Source organism: Pseudoalteromonas sp. S1609 (assembly GCF_005887255.1).
Taxonomy (GTDB): Bacteria; Pseudomonadota; Gammaproteobacteria; order Enterobacterales; family Alteromonadaceae; genus Pseudoalteromonas.
Map to the genome: position 1 here is coordinate 1 of NZ_PNDJ01000044.1, position 14,690 is coordinate 14,690.

Annotated in this window: 10 protein-coding genes; 2 read left to right on the plus strand and 8 right to left on the minus strand. The window is 41.1% G+C overall.

Translation table 11 applies throughout. From position 1 onward, the window contains the following. Window positions 1-78: 78 nt before the first annotated feature. The 6 genes from CWB76_RS12485 to CWB76_RS12510 form a co-directional block, all read right to left on the minus strand. On the minus strand, window positions 79-2,049 hold the full coding sequence (locus tag CWB76_RS12485; RefSeq protein ID WP_138608045.1) for a hypothetical protein: 1,971 nt from the start codon (window positions 2,047-2,049) through the stop codon (window positions 79-81). A 231-nt stretch (window positions 2,050-2,280) separates the two neighbouring features. Beyond that, on the minus strand, window positions 2,281-2,418 hold the full coding sequence (locus tag CWB76_RS20300; RefSeq protein WP_249363177.1) for a tyrosine-type recombinase/integrase: 138 nt from the start codon (window positions 2,416-2,418) through the stop codon (window positions 2,281-2,283). Window positions 2,419-2,708: 290 nt separating this feature from the next. Beyond that, window positions 2,709-5,600 (minus strand): aminomethyl-transferring glycine dehydrogenase, encoded by a 2,892-nt coding sequence (gene gcvP, locus CWB76_RS12495; RefSeq protein WP_138608046.1) that lies wholly within the window; start codon window positions 5,598-5,600, stop codon window positions 2,709-2,711. A gap of 152 nt (window positions 5,601-5,752) precedes the next feature. Next, window positions 5,753-6,142 carry a glycine cleavage system protein GcvH gene (gene gcvH / locus CWB76_RS12500; protein ID WP_138608047.1) on the minus strand — a complete coding sequence of 130 codons (390 nt, stop codon included), beginning with the start codon at window positions 6,140-6,142 and terminating at the stop codon, window positions 5,753-5,755. A gap of 76 nt (window positions 6,143-6,218) precedes the next feature. Beyond that, window positions 6,219-7,301 carry a glycine cleavage system aminomethyltransferase GcvT gene (gene gcvT / locus CWB76_RS12505; protein ID WP_008112433.1) on the minus strand — a complete coding sequence of 361 codons (1,083 nt, stop codon included), beginning with the start codon at window positions 7,299-7,301 and terminating at the stop codon, window positions 6,219-6,221. A gap of 119 nt (window positions 7,302-7,420) precedes the next feature. Continuing rightward, entirely contained in the window at window positions 7,421-8,020 is a 600-nt protein-coding gene (locus CWB76_RS12510; RefSeq protein WP_008465326.1) for a hypothetical protein, read from the minus strand. Window positions 8,021-8,146: 126 nt separating this feature from the next. Between CWB76_RS12510 and CWB76_RS12515 the strand changes: the two genes are divergently transcribed. Then, complete coding sequence (locus CWB76_RS12515; RefSeq protein ID WP_008465324.1) at window positions 8,147-9,004, plus strand: LysR family transcriptional regulator; 858 nt, start codon at window positions 8,147-8,149, stop codon at window positions 9,002-9,004. Window positions 9,005-9,247: 243 nt separating this feature from the next. Beyond that, complete coding sequence (locus CWB76_RS12520; RefSeq protein WP_010390740.1) at window positions 9,248-11,404, plus strand: TonB-dependent receptor family protein; 2,157 nt, start codon at window positions 9,248-9,250, stop codon at window positions 11,402-11,404. A gap of 84 nt (window positions 11,405-11,488) precedes the next feature. On the opposite strand, the gene rlmB is transcribed toward CWB76_RS12520, so the two are convergent. Further along, a complete protein-coding gene (rlmB, locus tag CWB76_RS12525) occupies window positions 11,489-12,232 on the minus strand; it encodes a 23S rRNA (guanosine(2251)-2'-O)-methyltransferase RlmB (protein WP_008112440.1) in 744 nt (247 codons plus the stop codon). After that, the gene (rnr, locus tag CWB76_RS12530; RefSeq protein WP_076919906.1) at window positions 12,229-14,688 is read right to left on the minus strand and encodes a ribonuclease R; all 2,460 of its coding nucleotides are present in this window, start codon (window positions 14,686-14,688) and stop codon (window positions 12,229-12,231) included. The genes rlmB and rnr overlap by 4 nt, the downstream gene beginning before the upstream one ends. Window positions 14,689-14,690: the final 2 nt, after the last annotated feature.

Below are 14,690 nucleotides of genomic sequence, written 5' to 3' on the forward strand. Positions count from 1 at the left end.
CTTGACCGGAACTTTCTAATGGGTGACCCCTTTGGCTTTTCCATATAAATTAGTACGAACTACAATCCTTCCTAACTGTTATTCTTCTTCCGCCTTAAGCTTTTTACAAATAAACAGATCATCTTCAATTTTAAAAATAACTAAGATTAAAAGCTTTAAGTAAAGTAAATAGGAATTTTCATGTAGATGAATTTCTGTTGGATTTGCCTGTGTGCCATGTAAATAGCTATTTCTTAAGTCGTGCCCGTTTGTAAACTCACTTTTGTTTAAATAGTAATTGAAGTAATTTTGCTCAGGTATTGCGAAAAGTGAACTTCCAAAAAACACTATTCCATCATTACTCATATGCATAACCTCGTCTTGAATATCGGCTGGATAATGATGTAACGTGGCGACCTCATTTTCAAAAACATCTCTTAAAATTAAAATTCGGTTCCAATTTGTAACTTGAACGCAATTATTTTCATCTACAGATATATAATTGTTATCTATCAAATAATTTAAATGCTCATGCTGATGTTCTTCATAATTTCCGAAATTGATTTCTTCTTCATTCACCAATAAATCAACAAAGTTTCTATATTGCTTGTCTTTGAACGGGTCAACATAAGTCAACAGAGTTTGATCCGAAAATAGCAGATAAGTTAGAAAATTAACTCCTTGGTCATCCTTATTGATATATATGTACTTATTGCTATTTAAGCTTGGAATGTCTTTGATGGCTGTAGGGCCAGATGACATTTGTAGAAGTTCAAAATCAATATGTCCATTTTCTACAAATAGTTTGTATTGCTTCAATATCGACTCGAACTCAGGTGCGATTGTTCTTATTTTCTCTAAAGCAGAAGCATTTTGAGTAGGGATTGTAAAATTGGCGTTACTAGGTAAGTCAAATAATTCCGGTAGAGTATTAGTGAAAACTGTTTTTAGAATATCTTCTAATGAATACCCAAGCCCTTTTAGTACGTTGGAATATGTGTAAATTTGGCCCATAGATGCCATTTCTAATTGTGTGAACGCTACACCAAAAACGTATTCAGTTTTTGATCTAACACCTAAAGTTCTTTCTAAAACTCCAAGCTGATTTTCTTTGCTGGTTAGAGCTACAATATTCTGTTCATCCACGTACTTAAAAAGTGTCTCGAAGTTTCTGTACAGAATATATGGGTGATTATTTTCTTTAATGTAATCTAAGCTAAATTCATAATGGACTGTACCCTGTTCAATCCAAACATGTTTAATTTTAGAAGCATTTTCGGGATAACTGATAGCTACCCCGTATTTAAATGATGAACTAGAACCACTATCGAAAAACTCTTTAACAGACTGTTGGTATTTTCTCTTAGCTGCTAATTTAGTTTTATCTGAGATTCGGAAGTCACTATGTTTTTTAGCATTTTGTATTATTGGCAGGTAGTTAGTATTGCAATGCTCTGAGTCGATGTACGAAACAATTATGCTTTCTTTATCTTGAATAGTTAAACAACTAGGTAGGTACAACTTCGTTTTATTAAAACTATTTTCGACTTCATATATAGAAAGCAGGATCTCTGCACTTTGCTGGTCACTTTTTAAAAACTCACAGAGAACAAGCTTATATTTATCCACCAAATTTTTATGGCTCAACAAGTGCCTCACTTGATAGGGGGAGTTATTTAAAACTTCTTCTATTTGAGAAGGCGATATCTTTTTATATTGTTGATAGTTATTTATTAATAACCAGAAACTATCATAGTAACCGTAATCTATATTTTCAAAATATGACTGAAAGTTACTATCATCAATATTTGTTATGAATTTCCTAATTAAATTTTTAAACGTATTAACTTTTTCTTTGTAAGCAACAATATCTGTACCTGACCAACTTTTAAGGTATATGCCGTTTTCGAAAAACAGCGATATATTGTACAGTTCAAGTATATCGTTTATATCGTCTAAATCGTTTGCTATTTCGCTATTCAATAACAGCTCTGCTTTTGATAAGTAATGACCACTCGACATGTCGTGTATCGAGTGAAATACAACCCTATCTCTATCTGGCTTGTTCATAACAAACATTAACCTTGTAATTTCGTATCATTATCCCTTTTACTAAGGTATCGATTTTATACTTTTATTACAAATACTTATTAGCATGTATCACTTTGATAGATGTCTTGTATTCTTTAAAGTTTGGTTGCTGATATTTATGGATTAAAACAACCCGCTACCACCTTCAGCAGAAGTGTGAGTAGCTCCATAAACTTCAGACAACTTTTTAGGGCTAACATGAGTACAAAGTTATGTGGTGAGAATACTGTCATGGCCTAGCATTTCTTGGATGGGACGAAGATCTGCGACATTATCTAACATCGTGATCGCGTTGTTGTGACGGTATAAATGGCACGCGCCAGTACGGTCAAATCCTGCTAGTTTCACATACTGTGCCTTTCCAGATCCGATGAAAGCAAACATTGGGCGAATCTTACCAATGTAGAAAGCTAACCACTCTCATCTTCGCAAACTAATTGGCAGCAAACGTGCTTTTTTACTTCTGCCGTGAACTCGAACCAACTACATTGAAGTAAAGAATAATATATCTAATAGTCAAAACAGAAAAGGTGAGCAAAATGCTCACCTTTTGAAAGTTGTGTTAACCAACTTAAATAAGTTAACCATCTTAATTAAATCGTTAACCAACTTAACTAATGATCCTCATTAATCAAAAATTAATCTCTATAAGTCTCTACCGCTGGGCATGAACATACTAAGTTACGGTCGCCGTATACGTCATCGATACGTGTAACCGTTGGCCAGAACTTATCTTTAGCAACTGCTGGTACAGGGAAGGCAGCGTAAAAACGGTCATACGCGCGGTCCCATTCATTACCTAACACATCAGCTTGCGTGTGCGGTGCAAATACCAGTGGGTTGTTTTCGATAGACCATTCACCAGAAATGATTTTATCAATTTCACCTTTAATCGATACCATCGCTTCGATAAAGCGGTCAATCTCGCCCTTAGACTCAGATTCAGTTGGCTCAATCATTAATGTGCCCGCTACTGGGAACGACATTGTTGGTGAGTGGAAACCATAATCTTGTAAGCGCTTAGCAACGTCCATTTCAGTAATGCCTGAGGCTTCTTTTAATGGGCGTAGGTCAATAATACATTCGTGAGCAACGCGATTATTACGGCCACGGTATAAAACTGGGAAGTGCTTGCTTAGCTCATTGCTTAAGTAGTTAGCATTTACAATCGCCATTTCTGTCGCTTGTTTTAAGCCCTCAGAGCCCATCATGGCAATGTAAGCCCATGAAATAGGTAAAATAGCTGCAGAGCCGTAAGGCGCTGCCGATACTGCACCATTTCCTTCATTAGTACCTGGTACGTTAATTACACTGTGGTTTGGCATAAATGGCGCAAGGTGTGATTTAACACCAATTGGGCCAACACCTGGGCCACCGCCGCCGTGTGGAATACAGAAGGTTTTATGTAAGTTTAAGTGCGATACGTCTGAGCCAATAAAGCCTGGGCTAGTAACACCCACTTGCGCATTCATGTTTGCGCCATCCATGTAAACTTGGCCACCGTGCTGGTGAACAATTTCACATAACTCACGAATAGTTTCTTCGTATACACCGTGGGTAGATGGGTACGTTACCATGGCACATGATAGGTTTTCAGAGACTTCTTCAGCTTTTGCTTTTAAGTCTTCCATGTCGATGTTGCCGTTTTTATCACAGTTAACAACTACAATTTTCATGCTGGCCATTTGTGCCGACGCTGGGTTAGTACCGTGCGCAGAACTTGGGATTAAACATACGTTACGGTGCGCGTCCCCTCGTGACTCGTGGTATTTACGAATGGCGATTAAGCCTGCGTATTCACCTTGTGCACCTGAATTTGGTTGCAATGAAACCGCATCGTAACCGGTAATGTTAACTAGCCAATCGTGTAGCTCGTTAATCATTACTTGGTAACCCTCTGCTTGGTCTAGCGGGCAGAATGGGTGAAGGTTAGCAAATTCAGGCCATGTAACTGGGATCATTTCAGCGGTCGCGTTTAGTTTCATGGTACATGAACCTAACGAGATCATAGAATGATTAAGCGCTAAATCTTTGTTTTCAAGGCGCTTAATATAGCGAAGCATGTCTGTTTCGCTGTGGTAGCTGTTAAAGTTTGGATGCGTTAGTATTTCATCATCACGCACTAGGCTTGCAGGAATAGAGTCGCTGCCATTTGCTTCAACATCAGCAGCAATCGCATCTACGCTTAGGCCATGGCCTTCGCCTAAAATAATATCAAATAACTCAGCAACGTCTGCACGGGTTGTGGTTTCTGATACTGAAATTGAATATTCATCCGCATGGTTAGTAGCAAAGTTAACACCTTTAGCTACAGCACGCGCAATCACGTCGGCTTTGTTTTCATCAACCACTGTTAATGTGTCAAACCAAGTAGTGTGCTTAAGTGCCACACCTTTTGCTTTTAAGCCAGTTGCTAAAATATCAGCAAAACGGTGAATGCGTTGTGCAATGGTTTTTAAGCCTTGCGGACCATGGTATACCGCGTAAAACGCAGCCATGTTCGCTAGTAATACTTGCGCAGTACAAATGTTTGAGTTGGCTTTGTCGCGACGAATGTGTTGCTCACGGGTTTGCATTGCCATACGTAATGCATCGTTACCTAAACGGTCTTTTGATACACCAATAATACGACCTGGTAATGAACGTTTGTACGCATCACGTGTTGCAAAAAATGCGGCATGAGGACCGCCGTAACCCATAGGTACACCAAAACGTTGTGCTGAACCCAGTACTACGTCGGCGCCTAATTTACCTGGTGCTTTTAATAGTAATAAACTCATGATATCGGCAGCTACACAGGCAATCGCTTTTTTACTTTGTACGCCGGCAATTAGGTCAGTTATATCAACAATTTCGCCTGATGTTGACGGGTATTGGAATAATGCACCAAAAATATCGTGGTTCACAGCATCGGCGGCTTTACCTACAATAATTTCAAAACCAAATTGCTCTGCACGGGTGCTCACTACGTCAATGGTTTGCGTGTGTACGTCGTCGGCAATAAAGAACGCATTGGCTTTTTTAGCTTTAGATACACGTTTTGCAAGGCCCATAGCCTCGGCTGCAGCAGTTGATTCGTCAAGCAGTGAGGCACTTGCTAAATCTAGGCCGGTAATATCTAGGGTCATAGTCTGGAAATTTAATAATGACTCTAAACGCCCTTGTGCAATCTCTGGCTGATACGGTGTGTACGCTGTATACCAACCCGGGTTTTCAAGTACGTTACGTAAAATTACGTGCGGTACGTGAGTAGGGTGGTAGCCTTGGCCAATATACGATTTGAAAACTTTATTTTTGCTTGCTACTGATTTTAAGTAGCTTAGTGTTTCAACTTCGGTGCGGCTTTCGCCGATATTAAGACCTTGCTCAAGACGAATACCAGCAGGTACAGTTTGACCGATCAGCTCTTCAACGCTCGATACTTCAAGAGCGCTAAGCATGTCGTTTACTTGCGCTGGGCTTGGCCCAATATGGCGGCGAATAAAATCTTGCTTTTGCTCTAATTGTTCAAGAGATTTGGCGTTTGACATGTGTCCAGATTCCTATGATCCAAATACTAATGGGTAACTAGTATTGATTAAAATATGTGATGATTTAGCTGCTTACTTTGTATGGAAAAATAAGCGCTTTAATCATAAAAGCCCCAATGTTTTAACATAGAGGGGCTTTTATTAATTAACGATTAGTCTTCGTCAATTGTATGCGCGTAACCTTCAGCGTCTAATAAGTTATCTAACTCAGGCTCTTCTGACGCTTTAATGCGGAATAACCAACCGTCGCCGTATGCGTCGTTGTTTACTGTTTCAGGCGCATCTTCTAGCTCTTCGTTAATAGCAACAATTTCACCACTGATTGGCGCGTAAATGTCTGATGCCGCTTTTACTGACTCTGCTACTGCACAGTCTTCGCCAGCATCTACTTCGTCGCCTACTTCTGGTAATTCAACAAATACCATGTCGCCAAGTAGCTCTTGCGCATGCTCAGAAATACCAACAGTGTAAGTGCCGTCGCCTTCGTTACGAACCCACTCGTGTGAAGGTGCGTATTTTAACTCGCTAGGGATATTGCTCATTTTTTTCATCCTTTGGTTTAGATTGGGAGAATACCAATGAATAAGGCTAACTTATTTATTGGTATAACCAAATTATTTAGATTATTGATTTACCGTTACGTACAAAGCCCGACTTAACTACTTTTACGTTAACTAATTTTTTACGCATTTCTACTTGAGCTGTGTCGCCAGTTGAACGTGGTACACGTGCTAATGCAACACTATAGCCCAATGTTGGTGAGAATGTGCCAGATGTAATAACACCTTCGCCACCATCAACAATTACTTTAGAACCACTGCGTAGTACGCCTTTTTCTTCAAGAATAAGACCTACTTGCTTGTGAGTACTTTTTTCTGCACGTTGTTTTACCAAAACATCACGACCAATAAAGTCACGATCTTCTGGCTCCCATGCAATAGTCCATGCCATGTTAGCTGCCAGTGGTGATACGCTTTCGTCCATATCTAGGCCGTAAAGGTTCATACCTGCTTCTAAACGCAGTGTGTCGCGCGCACCTAAGCCCGCTGGCGCCACACCGGCATCAAGCAATTGCTGCCATAAATCGGCGGCTTGCTCGTTTGGTACTACAATTTCGTAACCGTCTTCGCCAGTATAACCTGTTGTAGCAATAAATAAATCACCGGCTTGAACACCAAAAAATGGCTTCATGCCTTCTACTGCAGCTTGCTGATCTGCGTTTAATACCTGGGCTGTTTTAGCACGTGCATTAGGGCCTTGAACTGCAATCATGGCGTATTCTGGGCGCTCAGTAACCGTTACAGCAAAATCGCTCGATACCTTAGCCAAATGTGCTAAATCTTTTTCACGGGTCGCTGAGTTAACCACTAAGCGATAAAATGTTTCGCTAAAGTAGTAAATAATTAAGTCGTCGATTACGCCGCCTTGCTCGTTAAGCATGCCTGTGTAAAGTGCTTTACCTGGTACGGTTAACTTAGCAACATCGTTAGCTACTAGCTTGCGTAAAAACGCTTGTGCTTGCTCACCTTGAATATCAACAATGGTCATGTGTGATACGTCGAACATACCAGCATCGTTACGTACGGCGTTGTGTTCTTCTATTTGTGAGCCGTAGTTAATTGGCATTTCCCAGCCATGAAAATCAACCATTTTTGCGCCGGCTTCAAGGTGCTTTGCATGTAATACTGTTTTAGAAGTCATAATATTCCTTCACTTTTAAATTAACCCATGTGTGTGGGCGTGGCCTCAATTAAATGAGGGGGAATAACATGGTAGCCATTAATAAGCCTACCAAATTGTAATCTTTAACTTTTTATCCGTTAGGCTGCTTGAGTGTTGGTAACACTAAAGCCCTGTTGCTGCATATACTGTTGCCACTTATCAAGGGTGGCTGTTTTAGCAATAACAATAAACTGCTGTTCGTTGTTTTGATCTACTGCAGTAACAAACACATCACCACTTTGCGCGCCATAGCAAAGCTGCGCGTCAGCAAGGCGTAACCCTGGGGTTAGTTTAAATGCCTCAACTAAGGTATCAAATGCATTGTCGCCTTTTAAAGTAAAGGTCGCTAAGTCGGTGCGTACCACAAAGTCGATATCGTATCTAAGCTGTTGCTCGTTAATGAGCGCTTGTAATTGCAGGCTAGCATTAACTGGAAGTACAAATCGAAAGGCGGTTTCGCTAAAGTAGTAAACGGCGTAGCTAAAATCAGAATTTAAATCGCCATCCAGTGTGCCTTTAAAGCCAAAGCCACTAGCGGTAAGTTTGGTGAGGTCATGACCTAAAATAGCACTTAAAAATACCGATGCTTCACTACCACTAAAGTCAATAACAACGTGACTGCTATCGGCTTGTAAGGCATTTATAACCGCGCTGTTAGCGTTGCTATGGCGGGCAAACATAATCGGGTTAAAAGTCATAACAAATACCTATCAATCTTTAATAGCAAAAGTATATTGCGCAAGCCTTACAACAACAAATTGTAATTACTTATCAATTGATAAATAATACTTATATATATAGCCATATAAATAGTAATTTTAAATATGAAAAATATTTCAACCGACAGTTTACGAACTTTTGTTATGGTGGTTGAGGTTGGTGGATTTGCCAAAGCAGGCGATTTACTTGGCCTTTCGCAACCTGCGGTGAGCTTACAAGTAAAACGCTTAGAAGACTTACTCGGCTATAAATTATTTAAAAAGCAGGGGCAACGACAAGTGCTCAACCAATATGGCGAGTTATTACTGCCGATGGCAAAGCAAATGGTGCAGCATAACGATGCCATTTTGCAGTTGTTCACCTCAGAAAGTGTAACTGGTAAAGTGCGCTTGGGGATCCCTAGCGAATTTGCCGCGCGTATTTTGCCCTCCATTATTGGCGATTTTGTGGCGCTCTACCCTGAGGTATCACTTGAAGTAAAATCACGTTTAAGTAAACACCTACTCTCTGATGAGCGCCAAGATCAATTTGATTTAGTGTTAGCGCTTAACGAGCAACTAGACTCAGAAAAATTCCCTATTTTTATTCAAGACCAATTAGTGTGGGTGGGCGACCTATCACTGGCACAAAATGAAACCGTAACCTTAGTGACCGCCCCTGAAGGCTGTATTTACCGACGCAGAGCAACTCAGGCGCTTGAAAAAGCAGGCATTAAATATCGTATTGTTTACAGTAATGCCGATTTAACCGGTTTAATTGCCGCATTAAAAGAAGGCTTAGGTATAACAGTGCTCGCAAAAAGTACCGTACCTAACGATTTAGCCTATCACTTACACACTAAACATTTACCTGCGCTTGGTAGCATAGGTATTAGTTTAGTAAAAACCGCCAGCGAACCTGAAAACGCGGTATTTAAACTCGCCGAATTTATTAAGCTGCGCTTAGGCTATCCCACTGCTTAAATAACCTGAACTCTGGATAATAAATCTATCCCACACAGAGTTCAGGTTAAATTAACCGCCACCAGCCAATACATTATCCTAATTTTATAAGATTAGAATAAACACTTAGTTAAAAATGTTATAAAAATAGCGTATTTTTACGGCAAATGTAAATATAACTAAAACTTAATAATATTGATTCTCATTCGTTAACATGTTTAAATTACGCCAATTTTAGTAGTTGAACTATTTTTAGGGTAATCAATGTCACATAAATTTTTAGTTTCCTCGTTAACTGCAGCCGTAGCGCTGTCTTTAAGTGCTACAGCAATGGCAAAAGATGCCGGCGGCGTTGAACGCAACTTTGAACAAATTACCGTTATTGGCTCACAAGCAGCAATTAACGATATTCCAGGATCGGCTACATTTATCTCTGATGAAGAATTGCAAAAATTCGAATTTACCGATATTTCTCGCGTATTAGCATCAGTACCAGGTGTATACGTTCAAGAAGAAGATGGCTATGGTCTGCGTCCTAACATTGGTATGCGTGGTACAGGCACTGGCCGTAACGATAAAATTTCAGTAATGGAAGACGGCGTACTCGTTGCACCGGCTCCTTATTCTGCACCATCGGCTTATTACTTCCCAACTATGGGTCGTATGGAGTCTATTGAAGTATTAAAAGGTGCTGCCTCAGTTAAATATGGCCCGCGCACTACCGGTGGTGTATTAAATTTACTTTCTCGCAGCTTACCAACTGAAGCAAATAGCTCTATGGGTATGGTTGACGCGGCACTTGGTAGCGATGGTTACTATAAAGGTCACGCTTACTTCGCTAAAGAAAAAAATAACACAGCGGGCTTAATTGAAGTGTTTTCTTACGGTGCTGATGGTTTTAAAGAATTACCAGTAGGCGATGACAACACTGGTTTTGAAAAAAATGACGTACTGGTAAAATTTGGCCATACCTTTGGTGAAAACGATGCCCACAACATTGAGTTTAAAGCTAAGTACTCTGAAGAAACATCAGACGAAACGTACATGGGCTTAACTAACGCAGATTACCAAGAAAACCCTAACCGTCGTTATGCGGCATCGCAAAATGATGAGATGAACACCCGTCATAATGCATACCAAGTAAACTATGCATACCGCTTTGGTGAAGGTTACGAATTTTTAGCAACTGCTTATCTAAACGACTTCCACCGTAACTGGTACAAAGCCAGTAAAGTAAGCGAAAGCTACCTTGAGCAATACAGTGAATTTGAAGCAAACCCAACGGCTGAAGGTATCGAAAACATCGGTGTTAAAGCTAATAACCGCGACTACCAAGCTAAAGGTGTGCAGTCTGAATTACACATTCCAGCGGGCGATCACTACATTACGGTTGGCGTACGTTACCACGAAGACGAAATGGATCGTTTCCAGTGGGAAGACAAATACACGCTTAATCAAGATTTAAGCATGACTCTTACCTCACAAGGCGCACCAGGCTCTAATAGCAATCGCTTAGACAGCGCAAAAGCAAGCACCCTATTTATTCAAGACGAATGGACAATGGATGCATTAGTAGTGAGTGCAGGTTTGCGTTATGAAGACATTACTATTACCCGTGAAGAATGGGCTAAATCAGATCCAACTCGTAGCCAAGGCTTAACGAAAGATATTTCAAACGATACTGAAATTTTAGTACCGTCTTTAGGTGCTACTTACACACTTAACGACAACGTAACGTTACTTGCCGGTATTCAAAAAGGTTATGCACCCGCAGCGCCAGGCAATGCTGACCAAGACGAAGAAGAAAGCGTCAACATTGAGTTTGGTTCTCGTTTTAATGCAAACGGCTTTAACGGTGAAGTGATTGCATTCTACTCTGATTACGACAACATGCATGGTAACTGTACCGCATCAGTAGGTTGTAGCGACGACAACATTGGCGACCAATACAACTACGGTGAAGTAGAAGTATCAGGCTTTGAATTTAGCGCTGGTCGTACGTTTAATACTGCATCAGTTGCGTTCCCAGTTAAACTGACTTACACCTACACTGATTCAGAGTTTAAAAACACATTTGATTCAGAAATTTGGGGCTCTGTAGAAAAAGGCGATGCAATGCCTTACGTACCAGAAAACCAAGTTGCTTTATCATTTGGTGCCGAAGTGAATAACTTTGTTGTTAATAGCCAAATACGTTACGTATCGGATGCACATGCTGACCTTTCTGACTCAGGCTTAAATGCGATTGATAGCCGTGTTGTATGGGATTTAGCTGCTAAGTACTTAATTGATGAAAATCAAAAAGTATACCTAAGCGTTGATAATCTGTTTGATAAAACCTACATTGCTAACCGCGCAAATGGCGGTATTCAACCTGGTAAGCCACGCTCAGTACAAATGGGTTACTCTTACAGCTTTTAATAAAGCGCTAACTTAAAAGTACAAAAAAGCCGAGATTGATGTAATCAATCTCGGCTTTTTAATGCCTATGTGATTCGCTTAGGCTTAATTTGTTTCTGCGCGCTGGCGTAACACTTCAAATAAACAAATGCCGGTTGCTACCGATACATTTAAACTTGAAACCGTGCCTGCCATTGGGATTTTAACGAGCACATCACAATGCTCACGCGTTAAGCGGCGCATGCCCTCGCCTTCAGCACCCATCACAATCGCCATTGGGCCTGTTAAGCTGGCATCAAATACATGTGTGTCGGTTTCACCGGCAGTACCTACAACCCAAACGCCCGCGTCTTTTATTTCACGCAATGTACGTGCAAGGTTAGTTACCTGAATAAGCGGTACCGTTTCTGCTGCGCCACAGGCTACTTTACGTGCTGTGCCATTAAGCTTTGCTGATTTGTCTTTAGGAACAATCACCGCATGTACGCCCGCTGCATCGGCACTACGTAAGCAAGCACCTAAATTATGCGGATCGGTAATGCCATCAAGCACCAGTAAAAATGGCGTGTCTTCACGTTCAATGATCTCATCAAGATCTTTTTCATTAAACACTCGCGCCGCTTTTACGTTGGCGATAATGCCTTGATGCTGTTCATCTTTCGCTTTGTTATCAAGCGCTTTTCGTTGCATAAACTGTACTGAAATACCAAACTGACGCGCTTGCTCAATCACAGGCGATAAACGCTTATCATCACGTCCCTTAAGGGCGTATATTTCTATAAAGCGCTCTGGCTCTTTTGCTAAAATTGCTTCAACAGAGTGAAAGCCAAAAATTAATTCATTACTCACGAATTGTTTGCTCCTGGGCTACTACGTTTACGGGCATTTTTACCTGGTCTTTTAGGCTTTTTGACCGCTTTCTTTTTGGTTTTTTTCTTCGCGGTGGTGTCATCCGCTTTTACTTTAGACTTACCCGCTGCCTTAGTTTTACTTGCAGGCTTTTTTCCACCTTTTGGTTTTTTACTGTCGCTTGCTGACTTTTTACCCGGTATTTTACCGGCTTTAAGTTGCGAGCGAACGCTTGCTGGGGCATTCTTTTTTGGCGCACGACGACGCGCATAACGATCTTGAGCCACATCGCCTTTAAGCGTTAAGTTAATTCGGCGATCATCTAAGCTTACCGAGGCAACTTGTACAGTTACTTTATCGCCTAAACGATAAACCGTATGTGTGTGTTCACCCACCAAGCAATGTTTAGCCGCATCATGTTGGAAGTATTCATCACCTAAATTGGTAACATGAATTAATCCATCAATTTGTAAATCGTCTAAACGAATAAATAAACCAAAATTAGTAACCGATGAAATAACCCCGTTAAACTCCGTGCCTACATGATCTTGCATGTATTCACATTTTAGCCAATCGGCTACTTCACGGGTGGCATCGTCTGCGCGGCGCTCAGTGGTAGAACACTGCTCACCAAGTTGATCGACTTCATCATCGCTGTAAGCGTATTCACCTGACGTTTGTTGACCTTGCGCTTTTAATACCGCTTTAATTGCACGGTGTACCACTAAATCGGGGTAACGGCGAATTGGCGAGGTAAAGTGTGCGTAGGCCGATAATGCTAAACCAAAGTGACCTATGTTATCTGGCTGATATACCGCTTGCTTCATTGAGCGCAGTAGCATAGTTTGAATAAGCTCAGCTTCAGGACGGTCCCCTAAGCGAGCCAACACATGAGTGATTTCTTTCGGGGTGGGTTCATCGCTTAGCGTGCTCTCAATACCCAACTCAGTTAAAAACTGAGTAAAGTTACCCAGTTTTTCGCTATCAGGTTCATCATGCACCCTAAATAACGCACTTGCTTCGTGTTTCTCAAGTAATTTAGCCGCCGATACATTGGCTAAAATCATACATTCTTCAATCAGCTTGTGCGCATCGTTACGAATAACTGGCACAATAGATTCTATTTTACGCTGTGCGTTAAATACAAAACGGGTTTCGAGTGTTTCAAATTCAATTGCACCACGCTCTTGGCGTGCTGCTTTTAATGCCATGTACATTTGCTGTAAGTCAGTTAAATGTGGCACTACAGCTGCGTATTCTTTACGGAGCTTTTCGTCATTTTGTAAAATGGCATTTACTTTGGTGTAGGTTAAACGAGCATGCGAATTCATTAGTGCTTCGTAAAACTTATAGCCCGACAGCTTACCCTCTTGCGATACGGTCATTTCTGCAACCATACACAGGCGATCAACCTCAGGGTTAAGCGAACACAAACCGTTAGACAATACTTTTGGCAGCATTGGAATAACTTGCTCAGGGAAATACACTGAATTACCGCGCTCTATCGCTTCTTTGTTAAGCGGCGTGTTCATACCTACATAATGGGATACATCGGCAATGGCTACCCATAAACGCCAGCCACCTGATTTTTTAGGCTCACAATAAACAGCGTCATCAAAGTCGCGAGCGTCTTCGCCATCAATAGTGACAAGTGGTAAGCCGCGTAAATCAACACGGCCTTGCTTATCGGCTTCTTCAACAAATTCACCTAAGTGGGCAACTTGCTGCTCAACTTCTTCAGGCCACACGTGTGGAATATCGTGATTACGCAGCGCAACTTCAATTTCCATACCCGGCGCTAAATGCTCGCCTAATACGTCAATCACTTTACCTACCGCATTCATATTGCGGCTTGGATTTTGAGTTATTTGCACTTGCACCATCTGGTTGTGGCGTGCGCCTTTTTCGTTACCCGGTAGAATAATAATATCTTGGGTAATGCGCGGATCTTCAGCAACCACAACGGCAATACCATGCTCAACAAAATAGCGGCCAACAATAGGCGCTCGCTCATTAGTAAGCACTTTAATAATACGGGCATCGCATTTTGAGCCTGAACCACGCTTAGTGCCTTTCGCAAGAACAATGTCGCCATGTAGCACCATATTCATTTGATGCTTAGCAATAAACCAGTCTTTGCTCTCGCCTTCAACTTCTAAAAAGCCAAAACCGTCTCTGTGACCGACAACTTTGCCTTTGGTTAAACCGGCTTCGTCAATCAGGGCATAACATTTAAATTTATTAAAATACAATTGCCCGTCGCGCTCCATGGCACGAAGTCGGCGCTTAAATGCTATTTGTCGTTCTTCATCGTTAACCGCGAGTTCTTCGCATAGTTGCGTGTAATTAGCAGGTTTTGAACGCTCTTGAAGGTGAGTAAGTATAAACTCACGACTAGGGACTGGGTTTTCGTACTTTTCTTGTTCTCGACTGAGATTTGGATCTTGGTTTGACATTC

Excerpts from the sequence above, each read along its gene's own strand:
- CWB76_RS12485 (WP_138608045.1), bottom strand. The coding sequence starts at position 2,049 with ATGAACAAGCCAGATAGAGATAGGGTTGTATTTCACTCGATACACGAC.
- gcvP (WP_138608046.1), bottom strand. The coding sequence starts at position 5,600 with ATGTCAAACGCCAAATCTCTTGAACAATTAGAGCAAAAGCAAGATTTT.
- gcvH (WP_138608047.1), bottom strand. The coding sequence starts at position 6,142 with ATGAGCAATATCCCTAGCGAGTTAAAATACGCACCTTCACACGAGTGG.
- gcvT (WP_008112433.1), bottom strand. The coding sequence starts at position 7,301 with ATGACTTCTAAAACAGTATTACATGCAAAGCACCTTGAAGCCGGCGCA.
- CWB76_RS12510 (WP_008465326.1), bottom strand. The coding sequence starts at position 8,020 with ATGACTTTTAACCCGATTATGTTTGCCCGCCATAGCAACGCTAACAGC.
- CWB76_RS12515 (WP_008465324.1), top strand. The coding sequence starts at position 8,147 with ATGAAAAATATTTCAACCGACAGTTTACGAACTTTTGTTATGGTGGTT.
- CWB76_RS12520 (WP_010390740.1), top strand. The coding sequence starts at position 9,248 with ATGTCACATAAATTTTTAGTTTCCTCGTTAACTGCAGCCGTAGCGCTG.
- rnr (WP_076919906.1), bottom strand. The coding sequence starts at position 14,688 with ATGTCAAACCAAGATCCAAATCTCAGTCGAGAACAAGAAAAGTACGAA.